Source organism: Saltatorellus ferox, from assembly GCA_007751475.1.
In the GTDB taxonomy this organism is placed as follows: Bacteria; Planctomycetota; UBA1135; order UBA1135.
In genome coordinates this window covers 4,746,576-4,767,712 of record CP036434.1, presented here as the reverse complement: position 1 = coordinate 4,767,712, position 21,137 = coordinate 4,746,576, and the positions used below count along the sequence as shown (strand labels likewise).

The following is a 21,137-nucleotide window of genomic DNA, read 5'->3' as shown; positions in this document are numbered from 1 at the left end:
CTAAGGTGAGGCCCGACATGCAGCACAGCGCACAACTCAACGCGATCGGCGGAAGCTGGTCCTGGCGATGGTGGCCCAAGGGTCCCGGGTGTTCCCGGGGGCTCCGGCGCGCCATGCCTGCGCGCGCCTGACGCCTCCGAAGACCGAGCCAGACGCTCGGCCCACCGAACACCTGCGGACCCGGAAGAGATGCTCCTCTTCCGGGTCCGCTGCTTTGACACCGACTCCCGCACGCAGGCTCCGATCCCATGAACTTCAGCCGACCCATCCGAACTTCGACCGCCCTGGACGCCGATGAGCATCGCCTCGTCTGGGCGGTCTATCCCGCGGATCGGACGACGCCCGTTCAGACCTTCGAGCGGCTTCGCGCCACGGGACACCACGCCGCGCTGCTCGAGTCGGTCGAGGGGCCAGAGCGCCTCGCGCGCTACAGCTTCGTGGCCGTCGACCCCGACGGGTCCCTTCGGGCCGGATCGACGTCGGCCATGCTGACGGACGCGAGCGGCCGCGGGGAAACGCTCGATCTTCCGCCCCACGAGGCCCTGCGTGAGGCGTCGGCCCGTCGCCGGCGCGATCAGCCCGCCGCGGGTCACCCGGACCTTCCCCCGTTCCAGGGCGGCTGGCTCGGCCTCTTCAGCTACGAGTGGGCCGCCACCCTGGAGCCGCGCGTCCCCCGGCCCGAGCAGCGCGACTTCGACCTGCCCGAGGCTCTGTTCGATCACTATCCTGATGTGGTCGCCTTCGATCACTCGGCCCAGACGTGCACCGTTCTTTGCGCCGCTCCGCGCGGCGCAGCTGACCGCGCAGAGGCCGAGGGTCGCGCCGCAAGGATCGCCGCCGACATGGGCGCTTCGAACGAACTCTCCGGGTCGATCGACCGGGGCTTTCGCCTGCTCGACCAGGAGCCGCGAAGCCTCACCGAACGCTCGGACTTCCTTCGGGGAGTGGATCGGCTCAAGGAAGCGATCGGCCAGGGAGAGATCTTCCAGGCCGTTCTGTCACAGCGCTTCGAGCAGCGCTACGAGGGCGACCCCTTCACGCTCTACCGCGTGCTGCGCCTGGTGAACCCCGCTCCGCACATGTTCTACTTCGAAGCGGATGGCCTGACGCTCGTCGGCTCGTCCCCGGAGCGACTGGTCTCCGTCCAGGACGGCCACCTCGAGGTGGTCCCGATCGCTGGCACCCGCAAGCGCGGCGCGACCACGGCCGAGGACGAGCGCCTCGGCGCAGAGCTTCTCGCGGACGTCAAGGAGTGCGCCGAGCACGACATGCTCGTCGACCTCGCGCGCAACGACGCCGGGCGCGTCGCACGCATCGGAACGGTCGAGGTCGAGCAGTACCGCCAGCTCGTGAAGTTTCCGCGCGTCCAGCACCTCGTGAGCCGCGTGGGCGCCGAGCTGGCGCCTGGCCTCGACGCGCTCGACGCACTGGCGGCCGCCTTCCCGGCGGGCACCGTGAGCGGGGCTCCGAAGGTCCGGGCCATGTCGCTCGTCGCCGAGCTCGAGGGCCGCGAGCGTGGCGCCTACGCGGGTGCCTTCGGCTACCTCGATCGCGCCGGCCAGCTCGACGTCGCCATCGCCATCCGCACGATCGTCTGCCACGGCGGCAAGCTCCACTTCCAGGCGGGCGCGGGCATCGTCTTCGACTCCGATCCCGACAAGGAGTTCGAGGAAACCCTCCACAAGGCGAGTGCGCTCTTCGAAGCCGCCCGCATGGCGACCTCCCCGGCCTTCCAGCCCGAGCCCGCGGAGGCTCCCGTCCGATGATCCTCCTGATCGATAACTACGATTCGTTCGCCTTCAATCTCTACCAGGCGCTCTCGATCTTCGGCTCCGAAGTCCGCGTCGTGCGCAACGACGAGATCACGGTCGCAGAGGCGCTGGCCCTCGCGCCGGACGCCGTCGTGATCAGCCCCGGGCCTGGTCGCCCCAAGGGCGCCGGCATCGTGCTCGAGCTGCTGCGCGCTCTCCCGGACCGCATGCCGGTACTCGGCGTTTGTCTCGGCCACCAGGCGCTCGTCGAATCCGAGGGCGGTGAGCTGGAGGTCGACGCGGTGCCCGTCCACGGAAAGTCGAGCTCCGTGACGCACGGACGCACCGGCCTCTTCTCTTCCGTCGAGTCGCCGATGACGTGCGGCCGCTACCACAGCCTGCGCGCCGTTCGCGCTTCGCTTCCGGCGAGCCTTCGGATCGCGGCCGAGACGAGCGACGGCGCGGTGATGGCCGTGGAGCACAACACGCTCCCGCGCTTCGGCGTTCAGTTTCACCCGGAGTCGATCCTGACGCCGAGGGGGTCGGAGCTTCTCGCGCGCTTCGTCGAACTCGCGGGGCTGGAACTCCGCGTCGACGCGGCCGCCGCGGCGCCCGTCATTCGCGGCGGCATGGAACGTACCGCGGGGGTGGCGTCATGAGTTCCGCCGATTCCATGGCAGGATCGAACGCCGTGAGCGACGCGCTGCGCTCGGCCCTCGCGCGTGTCCTGGCCGGAGAACGGCCGGGTCGCGCGGAGATCCAGGGACTCCTGGAAGGAGTTTTGGAAGGCGAGATGGATCCCGTCCTCCTCGGCGGCTTCCTCGTCAGCCTGAGCCAGCGCGGCGAGACCGCCGAGGAGATCGCGGGCGTCGCCGCCGCTCTGCGCACGCACATGGCGCCGTTCGAGCACGACGCCCGGGACGCGATCGATACCTGCGGCACCGGCGGCGACGGACTCGGCACCTTCAACCTGTCGACGGCGTCCGCCTTCGTGGCCGCCGCCGCCGGCGCCCGCGTCGTGAAGCACGGCAACCGCAGCGTCTCCTCGAAGTCCGGCTCGGCCGACGTGCTGGAAGCGCTCGGCGGCCGGCTCGACGTCCACGACGACGTCGCGCGTCGAGCGCTCGACGAGACCGGGTTCACGTTCCTCTTCGCACCGCGCTTTCACCCGGCGATGCGTCACGCCGCGCCGGTTCGGAAGGCGCTGGGGATCCGAACGGTGTTCAACCTCGTCGGGCCGCTGTGCAACCCCGGCGGCGTGCGCAGGCAGGTCCTCGGCGTGGCTTCGCCGGAGCTGCAGGTGAAGGTCGCTGGCGCGCTGGAATCGCTCGGCGTGGACGCGGCCTACGTGGTTCACGGCGACGGCGGCACGGACGAGCTGAGCCTCGGGCCAGGCAATCGGGTCCTGGCGCTCGGCGGAGCCGTTGCGCACGATTTCGCGCCCGAGCCGCTCGGTTTGACCCATGTCCCGGTGTCGGCGCTCGCCGGAGGCGATGCAGCTCACAATGCGCGCCTCATGCGGGATCTCCTCGGAGGCGCGAAGGGACCGCTGCGCGACGCGACCTGTCTGAACGCAGCCGCCGCGCTCGTTGTCGCAGGCGTCGCCGAGAACGCGGCGAGCGGAGTTCGTCTCGCGAAGGAAGCGATCGATCGAGGCCGCGCGCTCGCTACCCTCGACGGCTGGGTGCGCGTCACCCGCGAAGGAGCCCAGGCGTCATGAAGATTCAGAAGACAGGTACGCGACTCGACCCGATCCTGGAGTCCGTGGCCGCCCACGCCATCGAACGCCGCAGGGCCCGCGGTGGTGCGCCGGTCGCCGATCCCGATCCGGTGCGCGGTACGCGCTTCGTGCGCGCTCTCGGGACGCCGGGCGAACTCTCCTTCATCGCCGAGTGCAAGCGCCGCTCTCCCTCGGTGGGGGAGCTGACTTCGGAGGTCGATCTGGGGGCGCGCGCCGAAGCGTATGCCCGGGGCGGCGCGGCAGCGCTCTCGATCTTGACGGAGCAGGACCACTTTCGTGGCCATCCGGACGACCTCATCGCGGCGGCGAAGGCCGGTCTGCCGCGCCTGCGGAAAGACTTCCTGCTCGACGTCGACATGGTCGTGGAGACCGTGGCCATGGGCGCGGACGCGGTGCTGCTCCTGGCCGTCTGCCTCGACGACGCGCAACTGCGGGACATGCGGGCGGCCGCGCGCGAGCTGGGGCTCGCGGTGCTGCTGGAGGTCCACGACGAGGAGGAACTCGAACGCGGCCTGCGCGTCGATCCGGACTGCCTCGGGGTGAACGCGCGGGACCTGCGCACCTTCGAGGTCGATCTCGGCGTGACCGAGCGCCTGCTCCCGCTCGTGCCGCCCGGCATCGTGCGCGTCGCCGAGAGCGGAATCCACGCGGCGGAGTCCGCGCTGCGCATGCGGCGCGCGGGCGCCGACGCCGTCCTCGTCGGAGAGGCGCTCATGAAGTCCGGGGATCCTGCGGCGACCCTTCGCCAGTGGCGAGCCTTCGTCGGGGAGGGGCAGCCATGACGCGGTTTCTCACGAGCCTGATCGAGCAGGCGGAGCGTCCGCTCGCCAAGGTCTGCGGGCTCACGGGCCAGAGGGACGTGGAGCTGGCGGCGGCGGCCGGAGCAGATCTGCTCGGTCTCGTCTCCTATCCGAAGTCGCCCCGTCATCTGAGCGACCTTCAGGTCGTGGCCCTCGGGCACATCATCGAGAAGCTCGCAGCGCGCTCGGTCCTCGTGATCGTCGACGCGGACCGAGCGGGCGTGGATCGGCTGGTACACGAGGCTCGACTGGACGCGGTGCAGCTCTGCGGGATGGAGGAGCCGGGCGACTGGCGCAACACCTCGTACGGGCTGCTCCGAAGGATCGGCGTCGACGAGCACGGTGACGCGGAACTCGCCGCCTGGAAGGGCATCGCCGACGCCTTCGTGCTCGACCACCCGTCCTCCGCGGGCGGCTCGGGGCGAACCGTGGATCCGGAGCACGCTGCGGAATTCGCCCGCGAGGCTCCCTGCTTTCTCGCTGGCGGCCTCGACGGGGACGCCGGCGTTTTTCATCACGCTCCTTCGATCGGGCTCTATCGGGGCTTCGATGCCTCCAGTCGACTCGAGATCGAGCCGGGCACCAAGGACCCCGATCGCGTGAAGTCCTTCATCGACGCCGCACATCGCTATTCGAAGGGAAACGCGCCTTCACAAGACCATGACTGATACGAGCCACATGACGGGGGCCGGCACCTTCCGCACTTCCCCGCGTTTCCTTTCCTCGTCGACCATCGGCAAGGGGAGCGGCGACGCGAGCGACCTCTTCGGACTCGGTGCAGGCTTCGGCGGGTGCTTCGCCCCCGAGACGCTGATGGCCAACCTCATCGAGCTGGAGTCCCTGTGGCTCGACGCGCGGGAGGATCCGGCGTTCCGCGCCGAACTCGATGATCTCTTCACGAACTACGCGGGTCGCGCGACGCCGCTGACCCTGGCGCCGAGGCTCTCGGATCGCGTGGGCGCAGAGATCTGGTTCAAGCGTGAAGATCTCCTGCATACGGGGGCGCACAAGCTGAACAACACGCTCGGTCAATGCCTGCTGGCCCAGCGGGCCGGCAAGCGCCGGATCATCGCCGAGACCGGGGCCGGCCAGCACGGGGTGGCCTCGGCGACGACCGCCGCGCGGCTCGGGCTGGAGTGCGTCGTCTACATGGGGGCGCGCGACGCGGAGCGGCAGGCGCCGAACGTGCGGCGGATGGAGCTGCTCGGCGCGAAGATCGAGCTCGTGCACTCGGGGTCGCAGACGCTCAAAGACGCGGTCGACGAGGCCATGCGGGCGTGGGTCGAGGATCCGGACGGGTCGCACTACGTGCTCGGCAGCGCGCTCGGGCCGCACCCTTTCCCGCGGATCGTCGCCGACTTCCAGAGCGTGATCGGGCGCGAGGCGCGCGAGCAGATCCTGGCGCGGACGGGCGGGCTGCCGGACAAGGTCGTCGCCTGCGTCGGCGGTGGGTCGAACGCGATTGGCATTTTCCGGGGCTTCGTGGACGACAGGGAAGTCGAGCTCATCGGCGTGGAAGCCGGCGGTCACGGGGTGCCCTCGGGCGAACACGCGGCGCGCTTCTCGGGCGGCACGCCAGGCGTGCTGCACGGAGCGCACACGTGGCTCCTGCAGGACGCGGTGGGGCAGGTGCGCGAAACCCACAGCGTGAGCGCGGGGCTCGACTACCCCGCGGTGGGGCCGGAGCACGCGGCGCTGCACGTGGGAGGCCGCGCACGCTACGAGAGCGCGACCGATGACGAAGCGCTCGATGCGTTCGCCGCCGTGGCGGAGCTGGAGGGCATCCTGCCGGCGCTGGAATCGAGCCACGCCGTGGCCTGGGTCATGGCCCAGGCCGAGGCGCTGCGCGGCGAGCGGGTGCTGATCAACATGTCCGGTCGCGGGGACAAGGACCTGGATAGCGTTCTTCGTGCCAGGGCCGAACGCGCGGCGCGCGGAGGTCGGTCGTGAGCGCATCCCAGGGTTTGACGGACAATCGGTTGATCGAGATGACCGCCGGCCTGCGCGCGAGCGGAGCGACACGGATCGCGCCGTACCTGACGGCGGGGGACGGCGGGCTCGATCGGACGCTGGAGCTCCTGCGTGCCGTCGAGGAGTCGGGCGCGGCCTGCGTGGAGCTTGGCGTGCCGTTCAGTGATCCGATCGCGGACGGGCCGACGCTCCAGGAGGCGGCGGCGAGGGCTTTGGCGGCTGGGACGACGCTGGACGGGATCGAGCGCACCGTTCGCGCGTTCCGGGACGGCGGCGGAACGGTGCCGATCCTGGCTTTCAGCTACCTGAACCCGCTGATGTCAGGTGGGAGCGCGGGCGCGCTCGGGCGGAGGCTGGCATCGCTTCGCCAGGCCGGGTTCGACGGGGTTCTGATCCCGGACCTGCCGCTGGAGGAAGCGCCGGTGCTCTCGGCCCTGGCGGAGAATCACGGGCTCTGCGCCACCCTGTTCTGTGCACCGACCACGACGGATGAACGCCTGGCCCGCGCGGCCGAGGCGACTCGCGGGTTTCTTTACGTCGTCGGGCGAACGGGGGTGACGGGCGCGAATACGGCCGTCTCCCACACCTCGTCCGCGTACCTGGAGCGCGTGCGAAAGTTCAGCGGTGACACGCCGCTCGGCGTCGGCTTCGGGATCCGCACGGCGGAGCAGGTCGCGGCCGTCGGCGAGCACGCCGAGCTCGCGATCGTCGGCAGCGCCCTCGTGGCCGCGATCCACGAGGCGGGCTCCGGCGGGGGCGGCGACGCCACGGCACGCGCGGTGGAGCGAGCGCGGACCTTCATGGCCTCGCTCGTTCTATAGGCCAGTCAGTCCGCCGGCTACCGCTTCTCCAGCCTCGACTGGACCTCGGCCCAGTCGAGGTCCAGGGGCTCGGGGGCCGGCTGCTCCATTCCTTCGATGATCGAGCGGATGGCTTCCACGCGCGTGTCATGGCCCGGGTGCGTCGAGAGCCAGGCGAGGCCCGAGGGCACGTCGCCGTACTTGTTCTTGAGGAGCAGGAAGAAGTCGGCGAGGGCTTCGGGATCGAGGCCTGAGCGGAGCATCGCCTTGGTGCCGAGTGCGTCCGCCTCGCTTTCGTTCTGCTGGCTGTAGTTGTTGCCCGCGGCCTGCTTCATGACTTCCCCGGCGAGCCCGAGGACCCCGCCGGTATCGCCGAGGATCAGTCGGAGGCCCGCGAAGAGGCCGATCTCGTTGGCGACTCGCCGGATGCCGTGGCGCTGGAGCACGTGGGCCATCTCATGGCCGATCACGCCCGCGACCATGTCCGGGGACTCGGCGTCCTCGATGAGGCCGGTGAAGACGGTGATGAAGCCGCCGGGCAGCGCGAAGGCATTGACCTGGTCGCTCTTCACGACGCGAATCTGCCACTCGACGTCCTCGGCGGCGACGTCGGTGTTCTGGAAGTGATCGGAGAGGCGCTCGACCATCTCCTCGATCGCTCCGACGACGACCTCGTCCTCGATCGTATCGCCGACCTCCATCGTCGCCTCTGCTTGCTCGCCGAGGCTGACATCGATGCTGTAGGGGAGGCTGTCGACCGTCTGGTCCACGGCGTCGCGGTAGCAGCCCGGCATGCTCATGAAGCCCCAGCCGATCAGCCCGAAGAAGGCGATGCAGCCCAGGAACTGGGAGCCGCGCCAGCTCGTTGGCAGGCCGTCCAGCCTGGCGAGCTGCTGATCCAGCTCGTTCCCGGCGGCTCCCTCGATCTCGCGGAGGAAGCCGGGGTCGGTGGAGCCGACGGTGGCGGACTTCCCGATGATGAGGAGCGCCTGGTCCGCGTCGTCGCGCTTCACCTGGGCCTTGCGCCAGAGGATCCGGGGGCCGCCCTCGACCTGGAGGCCGCTCTCGCCAAGGTGAAGGACCACGTCACGGCGCTGCCCTCCTTCCACAAGGAATCCTGTCGTCGTCGAAAAGGTCTGGAACTCGTCCTGCATGGCTTGGGTCTGGCGTCGTCGGAGGCACACTGGGGCGATGCGCTTCCCATCACTGATCGGTCAGGCACTCCTTGCCCTGATGTACGTCGGGCCCCTGATGTTCGTCGGCATGGCCGCCGGATGCAAAGGGGAAGAGCCGGGAACGTCGGGCTCGAAGGGATCGCCGGTTCGGCCCAACCTGCTGCTGCTCGTCTCGGACGATCAGGGGACGGCCCTCGGCTGCTACCCGGACGGCTGGGGTGAGGGGGTCGTCCAGACGCCCAGGCTCGATGCGCTGGCGGCCCGCGGCGTCCGATTCACCCGGGCCTACGCTCCGTCAGCGGTCTGTACGCCGTCGCGATCGTCGATCTACACGGGCCTCATGCCCGCTCACCACGGCGCCACCGGGTTCGAGGCGGTTCGGCCCGACGTCAAGGTCTGGGGGACCTGGTTCGCCGAGGCTGGCTACCGAACCGGCCTGATCGGAAAGATCGGCGCGAAACCCATCGCGGGCTTCCCCTTCGACTTCATCGCGCGCTCGCTGAAGGAGGACGAGGACGCGCGGAGCCTCGAGTGGCACGTCGAGGAACTGGACGCCTTCCTAGCACAGGACGACGGCCGGCCCTGGGTGCTCGTGGTGAACTTTCGCGACAGCCACTGGCCCTTCCCGACGGACGGGGCGCCCTACGGGGACTCCTCCGTCGAGCCCCATGATCCGGCGAAGGTTCGGGTCCCGGCGACGCTCTTCGACGCGCCGGAGGTCAGGGGGGAGATCGCGCGCTTCTACGACGGCCTGCGTCGGATGGACGCGACCGTCGGGGCCGTGGTCGATCGGCTCGCGTCCCGCGATCTCGGCCCTTCGACGATCGGCATGTTCACGAGCGACAACGGGCCACCCTTTCCGTTCGCGAAGACCACGCTCTACGAGGCGGGGATCCACATGCCGCTGATCGCGTGGGGGAGCGGGGTGCCCGCGGGCGCGACGAGCGACGCGTTCGTTTCCCTCGTCGATCTCCTGCCCACCTTCCTGGATCTCGGCGGGAAAGCCGCGCCATTGGACGCGTTCGACGGGCGTTCTTTCGCTCACCTGGTGAGTGGGCGCGAGGCGCCCGCCACCCCCTGGCCAGACGCCATCTTTGCGACCCACGACACCCATCGCGTCGACCCCGACATCCCGTCGCGCTCGGTCCGCTTCGGGAACTGGAAGTACATCCGGAGCTGGTCGGAGGGTCTGCGCTTCGAGAACCTCGTCATGCGCACTTCGGACACGTGGCGAGCGATGGCGCTGGCCGCGGACGGCGGAAACGTCGACCTGGCGGCGCGGATGACGACCTTCGTGCTGCGACCCGGGGAAGAGCTGTTCGATCTGGCCGACGATCCGTCGGAGCTGAACAACCTCGCGCGCAGCGAGGCGTACGCGGAGCCGCTCGACGAAGCCCGGCGGCGCCTCCGCGAGACCCGGATGGTGACGATGCCGACCCGCGACTGATCGCGGGCCGGCATCGCATGCGCTGGCGGTCCTCTGTCGCGGCGCCTACTCGGCCTTGCGGGTCGCGGCCAGCGTTTCTAGCGCGTAGGAGGTCGCGAGCAGCGGGTTCCCTTCCCACCAGCGGGGAGCGTTCTCGTTCACCCAGCTGCCGTCCTTCGCCTGCATGGAGGTGAGGCGGCCCGCGAGCTCGGCGCGCCAGTCATGCTCGACGCCAGCGCCGTCCGTGATTGCGTCCACGCCGAGGATGTCGAGGGCCTTGCCCATCGTGTGGAAGTAGTAGTAGAGGCCCTGGTACGGAGCGACCGGGCCAGCGGAGGCCGGGAACCCCGGATTCACGTCCAGCGTGTAGTTGTCGGAGAGCCACTGGAACACGGCCGCGACGCGGGGGTCTTCCTTCGTGAGGCCTGCAAAGACGAAGCCCTTGAGGAGCGCATAGCTCATCGATCCATAGGACCGCGGGATCTTCGTGCCGTCCCCGAGTTCGACGTAGCCAGCCTTGGACTCATCCGGCGCGTAGTAGCCGCCGCCGTCGTCACCCGACTTGATCACGATCCCGTCGCGAGTGACCGCGACGTCGTTCGATTCCGAGCGGTTCTGGCAGCGCTCCAGGTACTTGAGCGCGTTCTGGATCGACTTGGACTCCTTCGTCTCGCCGGCGGCCACGAGGGCTTCCAGGGCCATTTGCAGGTTGGAGAGGTCAGGGCGTTCATCGCTGCCGTAGCCGATGCCGCCGTAGTAGAGGTCCCCCTCGGAGTAGCCTTCGCCCTCGTCGGCCTGGATTCGGATGATCCAGTCGCGGGCCTTGGCGACGGTTTCCTTGTACTTCGGGTTCGGCGCGAGCGCCATGACCGAGGCCGAGGTGACGTAGTTGGCGAGCTGGCCCTGGTGGATGGCGCCGTCCTCTTTCTGGTGGCTCGCGATCCACGCCTGCGCGTCGTCGATCGTTGCCTGGATGTCACCGGGGCGCGGCTCCGGGACGGCCTGGAGGCCGCTGACCACGAGGGCGGTGATGCCGACGTCCGGCTGCCCCGGCGCACCCCAGCGCGCGCCAGGACCAGCCGCCAGGAGGAACCGCGCGCCACGCAGGACGGCGGCGTCGATCTCGGCGCGCGTGGCCTTGTGATAGCTCGGAAGAGCGGTGGCGCGCTCCTCGACGGCGGGCGCAGGCTGGAGCCTCTTCTTGATGCTGCTGAGGGCCACGATGGCGCGGCTCGTGGCGATCACGGCGCCTTTCGGGCCCTCGTAGGAGCCGTCGGGTTTCCGCCTCGCGAGCAGCTCGAACCCGAGCTTCTCGACCTTGTCGGGAATCGCCATCTCGTCCATCTCGGGGGAGTCGACTCCATGGTCCGCGAGCCAGACTGCCGCCTTGCCGAGGGCGGGCGCAGTCTCGGGGCTGACGAGCACCGAGAGGGCCGCCGCGGCCGCCCGCGTCTGCTGGAGCCGCGCCTCATCGCTCGTGCCCTCGTCGGCGATCGAGCCGTCTTCGGCCTGGGCCGATACCAGGAACGACAGGGCCTTCGTCATGAAGGGGCCGTCGACGCGGGTGTACTTTCGGGGGCTCTTCGCCAGGGCGTAGAGGGTCCACGCGGTTCCCTCGACGCCTCCGCCGTAGGCGCCCGTCTCCGGGTTCTGGGTGGCCCGGAGCCAGCGTACGGAGACGTCGACCTCGTCCTTGAGGTCGGGCAGGGTTCCGTCCTGGGCCGATGCGCCCAGGGCCGGCAGCGGCAACAGCGGCATCGGAGCGGGAGCGGCGAACAGGGAAGGCGCGGCCAGAAGGCCCGCGAAAACGGCGATGGTTGGTCTCAGCATGCTTTCAATAGCGTAGATCCAGGGCACGCCAGGTCCAACCGGCGATCCCGTGCGTGAACGAACAGTTTTGCTGCGGGTTCACGCGGATTCCCTGGAAGATGCAGGGGGAGGGAATTCCCGCTGCTCCACAGCCCCATCTCTTCGAATGTCTGACGCACCTTTCATCCCGCTCGCCTTCGAGCGCCTTTCCGAGGCGGAGATGCGCGAGCGCGCCCACGACTTCCATTCGGTGGCGAATCGCCGCCGCTCCGTGAGAGCCTTCTCCCCCGACCCCGTTCCCATCGACGTGCTGGAGACCTGCATCCTGAGCGCTGGGACCGCGCCCTCGGGGGCGCACAAGCAGCCGTGGACCTTCGCCCTCGTCACCGATCCTGCGATCAAGTCGAGGATTCGGGAGGCGGCCGAGGAAGAGGAGCGCGAGAACTACGCGCGCCGGATGAACGCGGAGTGGCTCGACGACCTGCGGCCGTTCAACACGAACGCCGAGAAGCCGTTCCTGGAGATCGCGCCCGCCCTGATCATCTTGTTCCGACACGCCTGGGAGATAGACGAGGACGGCGAGCGCGGGCAGAACTACTACACCCAGGAATCCGTGGGCATCGCGGCGGGGATGCTGCTCGCTGCGCTGAACGACGCGGGACTGGCGACGCTGACCCATACGCCGAGCCCGATGGGGTTCCTCGCGAAGGCTCTCGGCAGACCCGAGAACGAGAAGGCGTTCCTGCTGATCCCGGTGGGGTACCCGGCGGATGGTTGCGAGGTCCCCGATCTGGAGCGTAAGCCGCTCGGGAAGATCTGCGTTCGTTACTGACTCGTCGCGCTCGCTTCTGTTCGCGGGCGCTGGCTACTCGACCGGGTCGACGGTGAGCGCGCCGCTCGCCGTGTTCCCCGCGAGGTCGGTGGCGCCGTTCAACGACAGGGTGTCGTTCGGTGCGAGCGGTGCGCTCAGGGTGAGTCGGAAGCGATCGAAGCCGAGGGCCATGACCTCGAGCACGCCCTGCCCACCGGAGGCGCTCCAGGCACCGGCGCCCGTCGCGGCGGCGCGCAGGGGTTCGTTCGGTGTCACCTCGATGACGGTGCCCGCGGTGCTCTCCCGGTAGTTGACGAAGGCTGCGAGGCTGCTCGGCTCGGCATGGTCACCGGCCACGGTGGCGGCGCCGGACGCCGCCGTCGCGACGTTTCCTGCGACGTCCCTCAGGTCCGCGACCTCGACGTTCAAAGCCTCACCGAACGGGAGCAGGAGCGAGTCCGGAAGCTCGGCGGTCAGCGTGTTGCCCGAGCTCTGGTAGATGAGCTCGGCCCCTTCGAGCGTCGCCGTGGAGCTTCCCACGGTCACGAGGATCGAGGCGGGATCGAGGACGGAGTCAGGGTCGATCAGTTCACTGAACTGAAGGACGATCTCGTCGGCTTCCGTGCCCGGCTTCGCCGTGGCGCTGACGCCCGTGATCGAGGGGGGCACGGTGTCCGCGCCCTGGACCGCCACGCTCGCCAGCGCCGACGCCTGGTTCCTTGCGCGGTCGCGCAGCACGGATGCCTGGACGGTCAATGTCTGCCCGAGCACGGGCGCGCTGGGAAAGTCCAGCGCCACCACCCTCGGTGACACGAGGGACGCGGAGGTGGGCGCCGCTCCGTCGAGCGCGTAGCCCGTGAGGGCGACCGCTTCCGCCTCGCCGAGCGCCTCGCTGAACTCCACCAGGACCAGGTTCGGGCTGGTGGGGGACAGGCGGGCAGCGGTGAGCGAGGGCGGCGTGGTGTCGCCGGTCGGCGTCACCACGTACTCGTAGGTCGTCGTCTCGATGGGCACGCCCTGGCGGCTCCTGTTTCCAACCACGGCGAGCAGGTACCTCGAATTCACGAGGATCTCGTGGTCTATGGGGCCGCGCAGCAGAAACGTGATCTCTCGGTCCCCGTCGAAGCTCGCTTTGGCTCCGAGCGTGTTCACGAAGAAATACTCGAGCAGACCGTAGCGGTAGTCGAGGAAGAGCCCGTCCGGGTGGAGCGGCTTGTCGAACGTCATACGAAAGACGTCGTTGCGCTCGCCCTCGTACGCGATGAGTTCGGTGCTCCCGACGAACAGGCCGGGGCCGATCGGGTCGCGCGCTTCGACCACCGCTTCCAGAACCGGGAGCATGACGTTGCCTGCGAGGTCGGCGACGCCCGCGATGGTGGCGAGGTCCCCAGCCTGGGGAGCGACGCTGAAGGTGACCTCGGCTCCGAGCTTGTCGATGACGGAGGATGAGGCGATGGGTTGCTGCGTGACGCCCGGGGCGGACGCCTGAACCAGCTCGACGCGCGTTCCGTGGATGGGGGTGGACGAGATCAGATCAGTCGTTCGCACGAATTGCACGGGCTCATCGAAGACGAACCGAAGCGTGTTGGCCGCCTCGCCCGGAAAGACGCTGAGCAGCCGCGGCGCGACCGTATCTCCGATCACGAGCGAGCTCACCGCATCGCTGCCGAAGGAGGTCGACGCGATCGTGTTGCCGCCCACGTCTCGCATCGTCGTGAGGACCGCGCTGATCTCCGCGCCGGTCGTGAGGTTCTGGCCGCCTCCGAGGGTGATGGTCGCGCGCCTCGCTGCTTCGTCGTACTCGATGATCGCGCGGGAAAGGTCAACGGGACTTCCCACCGGGGACTCCAGGTTCCAGGAGTCGACGCGAACGACGTCCGGGGCGACCATGAGGTCATCGAACTCGACCGTGGCCTGGTCGTTGTTGAGTCCCGACACGGTGACTCCGGCGATGCGCGCTGCCACCGGCGGGTCGACGTCCGTGCTGGTGATCGCTCGTCCCGTCGTGCCTTCCGATGCGCGGCCCTGGGCGTCGCGCATACCTGGCTCGACGATGACGAGAGTCTCTCCCGGGAGCACCGGCGCACTCAAGGTCAGCCGCACCTTCGAAGGTTCGATCTGGACCGCCGAGAGGACCGCTCCGCTGGTGACACCGAAGTGACTCGCCGTCTCCATATCCTCGGTGTTCATGGCGCCGTCGAACTCCACGACGAGGGTCGCGCCGGAGGGGTCGAAGTCGCGGTCCTGCGTGGCGCCGACGAGCGCGGCGCCGACGAGCGGTGGCTCACCTGGCGTGTCGTCCACGGAGCCACCCGAGCAGGCGGTCAGGAGCAGGATGGAGCAGAGCAGCGCGGCGACGTGAGCCATGGGAAGCGATCGGGTCATGGGGCAAAGGCCGTTCAGGGGCGGCGCCAGCCAGGGAAGACTCGCGCGAGGGAACTCCTCCACTGGTCGGAGGTCGCTTCTTCGTCCCCGAAGGAAAACCCTCCAGTGAGGGAGATGACGAGGCGCGTGTCCACGATCGAGACACAGCTGGTCTCGCGATGGGCCTCGCCGGCGGCGGGCGTCCCCATCCGCGCTCCGGGAGTGTCTCGAATGTGTGAGCCTTGTAATCCCTGGCCGGGGATGCCCTCAAGTGCGATACCCTATGGACATCCTGCCCATGCGGCCGCGCGACGTCCCCGGCGACATCGAGCGCGCCGCAAGAGCCTTCTCTCTTCCTGCTTCCATCCTTTTCACTAGATGAAAACATCACTTCGTCGTCCATTGATCCTCGCCGCTGCGGGATCGATCGCCGCGGCTACGGCCTCGGCTCAGATCACTCTCATCACGGACAACTTCGAGACCAACTCGAGCGCGGACTACACCGTCGCGGTGAGCGCCGGTGACGGCGCCCAGGACTTCTCGTTCGACTATGTCGCCGCTGGTATCCCCGCGGCGCCGCGCTCCGCGGTCGGTGACACGAAGGGTCTGCGCCTGACGGTCAACACCACCCAGGGCAACCAGGACGCCGCCACGTGCTTCCACAACACGGCGATCACCGCGGACGTCTACCGCCTGCGCGTGGACGTGTGGAACAACTTCACGCCGGGCGGCACGGGTACCACCGAGCACGCGCACGTGGGTGTGGGCGGCGACGGCGCCACGTTCAACCAGATCTTCTCGCCGATCTCCGGTTCCGGTGCTTTCATCGGCTTCGACGGCGACGGCGACTCCGGGTCGGATTACCGCTGGTTCCGTGACCCCAACAACACCCCCGTCGGCGAGACGGACAGCACCACGCTTCCGAACACGCACCCGAGCTACCTCGGCAACGGCAGCAACAACACCGGCGCGTTCTTCCAGGCTCTCTTCCCCGCTCCGCCGTCCACCGTGGCCGGTTCGCCGGGCAACATCTGGACGACGGTCGACATCGAAGTGGACAACACTGCCGGGCTCATCTCGTTCTACTTCGACGGCACGCTCACGTACCAGGGCAGCTTCGCGAACCGTTTCGACGGCCTCGCCAGCCTCGGTCTTGCGGACGTGTTCACGTCGGTCGGCGATGGCAACCAGTTCGTCGTGTTCGACAACTTCGAAGTCGTCGCCGGCGGTGGACTCGGATCCTCCTACTGCTCCGCCAACGCCAACTCCACCGGCGTCGCCGGTGCGATGTCGGCCACGGGTGCACCCACCGCAGCGGCCAACGACCTCACGCTGACGGCCAGCAGCCTTCCGAACAACTCGTTCGGATTCTTCATCGTCAGCCCGAACCAGGGCTTCGTGATGAACCCCGGCGGCAGCTCGGGCAACCTGTGCCTTTCCGGCGCGATCGGTCGCTACGTCGGCCCCGGCCAGATCCAGAACACGCTCGGCAACGGCGGCTTCTCTCTCGTGGCCGACCTGACCGCCATCCCGTCGCCGACGGGTCCGGTGGCCACGAACTCCGGTGACACCTGGAACTTCCAGGGTTGGTTCCGTGACTCGAGCCCCACGGGCCCGACGTCCAACTTCACCAACGGCCTCTCGATCACGTTCCAGTGATCCTGGCGCATCAGGGAAGGTAGACGCCTTCTCCTGAGACCGGCGAGCCGCCGCTCTCCCAACTCCTTCTCGAGGGAGTCGCGGGGGGCGGCGGCTCGCGCTATTTGCCAGAAGGGTGACGGCCTCGGTCGGACTGAAAGAGGCGCTGGAAGTCGATCCATTCGGCCTCGGACATCCACGGCTGATCTCGATCTCGATCCTGGGCATCGGCATCGGGATCGCGGCTCTGCATGGCTTCTTCGATCAACGCCTCCACGTCGGCAATCCGCTCCTTCGTCAGTGGATGCGTGCTCATCCACTGGAGGTTCGATTCGCCGCCGCCCATCTCTTCCTCCAGGACCTCGAAGAACTCGACGAGGCCCGACGGGCGCCGTCCGGCCTCGACGAGCCGCCGGACCGCGACGCGATCGGCTTCGCGCTCGTGGTGGCGCGAGTGTTTCAGGATCAGAAGGCCGCTCGATAGCTCGACGATCGTCTCCGCGGCCTCGAAGCCATCGATGCCGCCGCCGACCGCCGCAAAGGCGAAATGAACCGTCCCGAGGCTCCTCAGAATGTGCTTGAGACCGTGACGCTCCTCGACGTGGGCCATCTCGTGCGCCAGCACGCCCGCCAGCGCATCCGCGGAGGGGGCGGCGGTGATGAGCCCCTTGAAGACCATGATGCGCCCGCCGGGAAGAGCCATCGCGTTGATCAGGTCGTCGTCGATCAGGGTGACGCGGAAATCGTAGGGTGAGTTCGGACCCTGGAGCTCCTCGACCATCGGCTGCACGACGCGCTCGAACGCCTCGCTCTGGAGGATCTTCCATTCCTCGGAGGCGGCTTCGAAGACGTGCTCACCGAGCGCAGCTTCCTTCTCGGGAGAGATCAGCACATGCAGGCTCGGGACGGCGATGGTGTAAGCCAGGTAGGCCAGGGGAACCACGAGCGCGGCGATCAGGACCCAGCCAGCGAGCCCGAGTCGCCGGCGCGCCCGCTGGACCGTGGCGCGGCCTGAGCTGCCGAAGCGGGCCTGCGCTTCCTCGACGGCTTCGAGGAATCCACGGCCCTCGACGATAAGCTTGGCGGTCGGAGGGTTCGTTCCCGACGCCGAGCCGAGCGGAGGGAGCTCCAGGTGAACCTCGGTGCCTATCCGCTGGACGTCGATCACCCCGTGGATCGGCCAGGACCTGCGTTCGCCATCGGCGGCCAGGAGCTGGAGCTCGGCCCCGTCGATCCGAACGCGCCCCGTCGCCACGGGGACCGCCCGAAGGCCATCCAAAAGCCGCCCCATGCGCTCCATCGGCTCGAGTGAGCCGGCCGATAAGTCGTCTTGCCCGACCATCAGATTCCGAAGAGGTCCCCGATCTCGCCGAACAGCTCACCCGCTTCGCCGATTCCCTCGAGGGTGCTCGTCGCCTCATGGTCTTGGATCGACGCCAGCGTCTCATGGTCGATCTGTCCCGAGTACAACGTGGTCGCGGCGATCATCCTGCGCCAGCGCGTGACGGCCCATGGTATGGCCAGTCCGAGCGTGAAGATCGACGCCAGAAGCCCGGGCCCGCCGACGGCGAGCACGGCCTTTCCTGAGAGCGTCGAGTGGAAGCGTTTGCGCATGAACTTCGTGTGCTCCGTCCAGAAGCGATGCCGGGCCGCGAGATACCAGGGTACGTAGAGCCCGAGCGTCAGGATGGAGGCGAAGTAGCCGACGAGCTGGATGCCGAAGAGCGTCGAGCCGTCCCCGGTGAAGTCGCCGCGTTCTTCACCGAGTTTCGTGTGGGAGAGCTTGAATCGCTTGACGTTGCAAAGGTGCCAGGACCAGTAGATCCCCAGCGAAAAGATGATCAAAAAAGCGTCGCGGAGATAGAGCCCATAGGCACCCTTCAGGGTCCCCGTGAACCGGAAGCGCAGGTTGTTCCAGCTCGTCCGGGCCAGGTTGAACCGCTGGGCGCCGACGAGGGCCAGCGGCCGAATCAGAACCAGCCCGAAGAACAGTCCGTAGTTGAGGCCGATCTGGGCGAAGACCTCCGTCGGATGCGCGTCGACCCACTGGCTCGCGCGGTAGTACGCGTAGCCGAAGGGGACGAGGATCGCCATGCCCTTGAGGAAGCCGACGAACTTCTCCTGGCCGGTCGCGTGGTAGTCGAAGCGCCCGTCTGCGAACACGGTGTGGGTCAGGTGGAAGCGGCGCGTGCGTACCTTCGCCCAGAAGCGGTAGACGCCCAGGGTCAAGAGCGTCAGGGCGACGTTCTGGAGGTAGATGGTGAAGAGCTCCTTGTGCGGACCGTCATAGGCCGGCTGGATCCCGGCCTCCTGGCGACGCGCAGCCGGGACCAGGTAGCTGGATCCGCCGAGTCCCACGACCAGACCGATCAGCCCCAAGAGGATCGCCCAGCAGAGCGCCGCTTTCAGCAGGGTTCCAACGGCCTCGATCACGGCTTCATCCTCCGGATCGAGCCCCCCGGGATCGACTGCCTGGTAGGGGGCCTCCGCCCACTCCGGATCCAGCTCGACCGCTCGGGCGAAGTCCCGGGCCGCGCTCTCCTCGTCGCCGGTGAGGAACGCAGCGTAGCCACGCACCCAGAAGGCGTAGCTATCGAGTTCGTCATACTCGAGAGCGCGCGAGCTCTGGATGGAAGCTTCCGGAAAGTCACCCTCGTACAGAAGGGCTCTCGCGTAGTACGTGAGTGTCCAACTGGCAGATGCCTCGTTCGCGACCCGCTCGAGGTCGCGGATCGCGCGCGCGTCTTTATCCCGTGTCTGGTGGAGAAAGCCGCGATAGGCGAGGGCGTCGACGTGGTCGGGCTGCTCTCTCAGGAGCCGATTCAGGACCTGGATGCCCTTGATCCCACGGTCGATCTCCCAGGCCCGCGCCGCGTAGCCGAGGCAAGCTTCCTCGTGGGTTCGGTCGATCTTCAGCGCGTTGCCGTAGGCCTCGAACGCCGCCTCGGGGTCGTCGTTGGCTTCGTGTTCCCTGGCGATCGCCAGCCAGGCCTCCACGGTATCGGGCTCGCTTTCTTGTGCGAGAGTCGGGGTGGCGAACGCGACGAAGGCGGCCAGGCACGCCGCCAGGAGGGTGAGCCAGCCGTGCGAGCGGCCGCCCCGATGAATAGCAATCATGGGACGGCCAGCATAGCCCCTGGCTCAGTGCTTGCCCAGTTCGGTCAGCTTACCGAGTCCGATCGCAGCGAGTCTCCGAAGGGCCTCACGGTCGCCGTCGCCCACCGAGATCACCTGGATCTGGGCCTCGCGGAACATGTTGAGCCGCTTGACCTCCTCCAGAAGGAAAGGCCAGTAGGTGTAGGGGCCCAGGTAGTTCATCTTCATGGTCCGCTCGCCTTCCTTATCGGTCTCCGAGTCAGCCAGAGCCTTTCCGTCCCCGTAGTCAACGTCCTCGATGCCGAAGCTGTCCATGGAAGGGTTGCCGTCCGAGAGAACGAGGATCGTATCCGCGCCCTCTTCCATGGCGTCGGGGTCCACGTAGGCGCCGTCGTCCACCGTGCCTTTCTTCGTGGCGCCGTAGGCGAGCTGCAGGCCCTCGAAGAGGTTGGTGTCACCCCAAAGAGTTCCGTCCGGTCGATCGATCATGGGCTTGCCGATCTCGATGTCGTCCAGTGCCTTCAGCACCTTCTTCACGTTGCTGGACGTGGCCTTCACCATCCCGTCGCAGCCATCGAGGTAGTCGGCGCGGGAGCCGAATCCGATGACCGTGAACATCTGGTCCTCGGTCATCCGCATGATGGAAATCCGAAGGTGCTCCCGCGCCAGGTCGAAGCGCGTCTTGATCAACCACCAGGGAATGTCCGCTTCCGTGGGCACTTCACCCTTCTTCCACTTCTTGCGCTTCGACGGGCCGCTGGTCGGTCCGTTCGCGGGCTTCCAGTCATCGGGGATGGGGGCCGCCATCGAGTCCGACAGGTCGATGAGGTAGCAGACACGATCGCCCGTGACGTCCACGCCGAAGAACTTCGGCCACGCGTATTCCGACTCCGCGGCGTCGCCTTCCTTCTTCTTTTTCTTCTTGTCCTTCGCCCGCCCGGGACTTCGCCGCGATGAGCGCTCGCCATGCATCCGGCTCCAGCACGAGGCGGTCAGCCTCCAGCTCGGACGCCAGGTGGCGCGCGAGCATCAGCTGGGCGGCCCGCGGCGTCTGTTCGTTCTCCATCGTCGCGATGAGCGAGAGTGCGACCTGCTGCCACTCGCCCTTGACCTGGGTCTTCTTGTTCCCGAGCTCCGACATGGCCGACACCATTGCGCCCATCAGGATCATCTTCTCAGCGTCCTTCTTGGGTAGCGCCTTGCAGAGCTCCGGGATCAGCTCGTAGAGCGACTCGTCCTTCCGCTCGGCGAGGGCCTCGATCGCCGCTCCCCGGAGCGCGATCTCCTTTCCATTCCGTGCGATCTCGAGGGCTCGCTCCGGACCCTCTGCCTTGATCTGGATCGCAAGGATGTTCTTCCAGAGCCACGCGTCGTTGGCCTCGTCCGAATCCTCCATCCACTCGAGCATCTCCGGGCCGATCCCGGTGACCACGCCCTTCTCGCCCACGGCCGACGCGATCAGGAACGGCGTCTGACCCCTCGGAAAGCCTGGCTTCGCGTAGTGCTTCTTCAGGATCTCGAGCGCGCGAAGATCGCCAAGCGCCGCCAGTGCCTCGTAGGCGCGGATGTGATACCGCGGCGGGTTGCGCTTCAGCCATTCGTCGCACTCCTCCAGGACTTCCTCGCGGCTGTCCTGCGCGGGGAGTGCAGTTGCCGCGGGAAGCAGGAGCGACCCGAAGAGCGGAAGGGCGGCGCCGCTCATCCACCATCGACGGGAGCGCGCAGAAAAGGAGTCAGCCTTCATGGACATGGGGA

General features: G+C 68.2%; 17 protein-coding genes. 10 read left to right on the top strand and 7 right to left on the bottom strand.

Annotated elements, in window-relative coordinates; translation table 11 throughout:
* Window positions 1-248: 248 nt before the first annotated feature.
* From Poly30_RS17085 to trpA, 7 genes are read left to right on the top strand one after another with little or no spacing between them, the layout of a single operon-like run.
* Window positions 249-1,766, top strand: coding sequence for an anthranilate synthase component I family protein (locus tag Poly30_RS17085; protein ID WP_145199776.1), 1,518 nt, complete (start codon window positions 249-251; stop codon window positions 1,764-1,766).
* Complete coding sequence (locus Poly30_RS17080) at window positions 1,763-2,410, top strand: anthranilate synthase component II (RefSeq protein ID WP_145199773.1); 648 nt, start codon at window positions 1,763-1,765, stop codon at window positions 2,408-2,410. The genes Poly30_RS17085 and Poly30_RS17080 overlap by 4 nt, the downstream gene beginning before the upstream one ends.
* On the top strand, window positions 2,407-3,471 hold the full coding sequence (gene trpD / locus Poly30_RS17075) for an anthranilate phosphoribosyltransferase (RefSeq protein WP_419190296.1): 1,065 nt from the start codon (window positions 2,407-2,409) through the stop codon (window positions 3,469-3,471). Before Poly30_RS17080 ends, trpD begins: the two co-directional genes overlap by 4 nt.
* Window positions 3,468-4,274, top strand: a complete 807-nt coding sequence (locus Poly30_RS17070; protein ID WP_145199770.1) for an indole-3-glycerol phosphate synthase TrpC — start codon at window positions 3,468-3,470, stop codon at window positions 4,272-4,274. Before trpD ends, Poly30_RS17070 begins: the two co-directional genes overlap by 4 nt.
* Window positions 4,271-4,960 (top strand): phosphoribosylanthranilate isomerase, encoded by a 690-nt coding sequence (locus Poly30_RS17065; RefSeq protein ID WP_145199767.1) that lies wholly within the window; start codon window positions 4,271-4,273, stop codon window positions 4,958-4,960. The genes Poly30_RS17070 and Poly30_RS17065 overlap by 4 nt, the downstream gene beginning before the upstream one ends.
* Entirely contained in the window at window positions 4,953-6,242 is a 1,290-nt protein-coding gene (gene trpB / locus Poly30_RS17060) for a tryptophan synthase subunit beta (RefSeq protein ID WP_419190295.1), read from the top strand. The genes Poly30_RS17065 and trpB overlap by 8 nt, the downstream gene beginning before the upstream one ends.
* A complete protein-coding gene (gene trpA, locus Poly30_RS17055) occupies window positions 6,239-7,084 on the top strand; it encodes a tryptophan synthase subunit alpha (RefSeq protein ID WP_145199764.1) in 846 nt (281 codons plus the stop codon). The genes trpB and trpA overlap by 4 nt, the downstream gene beginning before the upstream one ends.
* A 17-nt stretch (window positions 7,085-7,101) precedes the next feature.
* On the opposite strand, the gene Poly30_RS17050 is transcribed toward trpA, so the two are convergent.
* Window positions 7,102-8,217 carry a M48 family metallopeptidase gene (locus tag Poly30_RS17050; protein ID WP_145199761.1) on the bottom strand — a complete coding sequence of 372 codons (1,116 nt, stop codon included), beginning with the start codon at window positions 8,215-8,217 and terminating at the stop codon, window positions 7,102-7,104.
* A gap of 37 nt (window positions 8,218-8,254) precedes the next feature.
* Here Poly30_RS17050 and Poly30_RS17045 point away from each other — a divergent pair, with 37 nt between their 5' ends.
* The gene (locus Poly30_RS17045; RefSeq protein WP_419190294.1) at window positions 8,255-9,685 is read left to right on the top strand and encodes a sulfatase family protein; all 1,431 of its coding nucleotides are present in this window, start codon (window positions 8,255-8,257) and stop codon (window positions 9,683-9,685) included.
* Window positions 9,686-9,730: 45 nt separating this feature from the next.
* Here Poly30_RS17045 and Poly30_RS17040 read toward each other — a convergent pair whose 3' ends face one another.
* Entirely contained in the window at window positions 9,731-11,494 is a 1,764-nt protein-coding gene (locus tag Poly30_RS17040; RefSeq protein ID WP_145199755.1) for a prenyltransferase/squalene oxidase repeat-containing protein, read from the bottom strand.
* A 145-nt stretch (window positions 11,495-11,639) separates the two neighbouring features.
* Here Poly30_RS17040 and Poly30_RS17035 point away from each other — a divergent pair, with 145 nt between their 5' ends.
* The gene (locus Poly30_RS17035) at window positions 11,640-12,305 is read left to right on the top strand and encodes a nitroreductase family protein (RefSeq protein ID WP_145199752.1); all 666 of its coding nucleotides are present in this window, start codon (window positions 11,640-11,642) and stop codon (window positions 12,303-12,305) included.
* 33 nt (window positions 12,306-12,338) lie between these two features.
* Here the strand turns inward: Poly30_RS17035 and Poly30_RS17030 are convergent, their stop codons facing one another.
* Window positions 12,339-14,651, bottom strand: coding sequence for an Ig-like domain-containing domain (locus Poly30_RS17030; protein ID WP_419190293.1), 2,313 nt, complete (start codon window positions 14,649-14,651; stop codon window positions 12,339-12,341).
* 375 nt (window positions 14,652-15,026) lie between these two features.
* Between Poly30_RS17030 and Poly30_RS17025 the strand changes: the two genes are divergently transcribed.
* Complete coding sequence (locus Poly30_RS17025; protein ID WP_145199747.1) at window positions 15,027-16,307, top strand: hypothetical protein; 1,281 nt, start codon at window positions 15,027-15,029, stop codon at window positions 16,305-16,307.
* Window positions 16,308-16,407: 100 nt separating this feature from the next.
* Here Poly30_RS17025 and Poly30_RS17020 read toward each other — a convergent pair whose 3' ends face one another.
* Genes Poly30_RS17020 through Poly30_RS17005 form a run of 4 tightly spaced genes read right to left on the bottom strand, consistent with a single transcriptional unit; the run spans window position 16,408 to window position 21,084 of the window.
* The gene (locus Poly30_RS17020; RefSeq protein ID WP_145199744.1) at window positions 16,408-17,628 is read right to left on the bottom strand and encodes a M48 family metallopeptidase; all 1,221 of its coding nucleotides are present in this window, start codon (window positions 17,626-17,628) and stop codon (window positions 16,408-16,410) included.
* Entirely contained in the window at window positions 17,628-19,403 is a 1,776-nt protein-coding gene (locus tag Poly30_RS17015) for a DUF898 family protein (protein ID WP_145199741.1), read from the bottom strand. The genes Poly30_RS17020 and Poly30_RS17015 overlap by 1 nt, the downstream gene beginning before the upstream one ends.
* Before the next feature lie 24 nt (window positions 19,404-19,427).
* Window positions 19,428-20,240, bottom strand: coding sequence for a vWA domain-containing protein (locus Poly30_RS17010; RefSeq protein ID WP_145199738.1), 813 nt, complete (start codon window positions 20,238-20,240; stop codon window positions 19,428-19,430).
* On the bottom strand, window positions 20,167-21,084 hold the full coding sequence (locus tag Poly30_RS17005; protein WP_145199735.1) for a hypothetical protein: 918 nt from the start codon (window positions 21,082-21,084) through the stop codon (window positions 20,167-20,169). The genes Poly30_RS17010 and Poly30_RS17005 overlap by 74 nt, the downstream gene beginning before the upstream one ends.
* Window positions 21,085-21,137 lie beyond the last annotated feature (53 nt).

Excerpts from the sequence above, each read along its gene's own strand:
- Poly30_RS17005 (WP_145199735.1), bottom strand. The coding sequence starts at position 21,084 with ATGAGCGGCGCCGCCCTTCCGCTCTTCGGGTCGCTCCTGCTTCCCGCG.
- trpD (WP_419190296.1), top strand. The coding sequence starts at position 2,407 with ATGAGTTCCGCCGATTCCATGGCAGGATCGAACGCCGTGAGCGACGCG.
- Poly30_RS17070 (WP_145199770.1), top strand. The coding sequence starts at position 3,468 with ATGAAGATTCAGAAGACAGGTACGCGACTCGACCCGATCCTGGAGTCC.
- Poly30_RS17040 (WP_145199755.1), bottom strand. The coding sequence starts at position 11,494 with ATGCTGAGACCAACCATCGCCGTTTTCGCGGGCCTTCTGGCCGCGCCT.
- Poly30_RS17085 (WP_145199776.1), top strand. The coding sequence starts at position 249 with ATGAACTTCAGCCGACCCATCCGAACTTCGACCGCCCTGGACGCCGAT.
- Poly30_RS17020 (WP_145199744.1), bottom strand. The coding sequence starts at position 17,628 with ATGGTCGGGCAAGACGACTTATCGGCCGGCTCACTCGAGCCGATGGAG.
- Poly30_RS17035 (WP_145199752.1), top strand. The coding sequence starts at position 11,640 with ATGTCTGACGCACCTTTCATCCCGCTCGCCTTCGAGCGCCTTTCCGAG.
- Poly30_RS17050 (WP_145199761.1), bottom strand. The coding sequence starts at position 8,217 with ATGCAGGACGAGTTCCAGACCTTTTCGACGACGACAGGATTCCTTGTG.
- Poly30_RS17045 (WP_419190294.1), top strand. The coding sequence starts at position 8,255 with ATGCGCTTCCCATCACTGATCGGTCAGGCACTCCTTGCCCTGATGTAC.
- Poly30_RS17080 (WP_145199773.1), top strand. The coding sequence starts at position 1,763 with ATGATCCTCCTGATCGATAACTACGATTCGTTCGCCTTCAATCTCTAC.
- trpB (WP_419190295.1), top strand. The coding sequence starts at position 4,953 with ATGACTGATACGAGCCACATGACGGGGGCCGGCACCTTCCGCACTTCC.
- Poly30_RS17025 (WP_145199747.1), top strand. The coding sequence starts at position 15,027 with ATGAAAACATCACTTCGTCGTCCATTGATCCTCGCCGCTGCGGGATCG.
- Poly30_RS17065 (WP_145199767.1), top strand. The coding sequence starts at position 4,271 with ATGACGCGGTTTCTCACGAGCCTGATCGAGCAGGCGGAGCGTCCGCTC.
- Poly30_RS17030 (WP_419190293.1), bottom strand. The coding sequence starts at position 14,651 with ATGGCTCACGTCGCCGCGCTGCTCTGCTCCATCCTGCTCCTGACCGCC.
- Poly30_RS17015 (WP_145199741.1), bottom strand. The coding sequence starts at position 19,403 with ATGATTGCTATTCATCGGGGCGGCCGCTCGCACGGCTGGCTCACCCTC.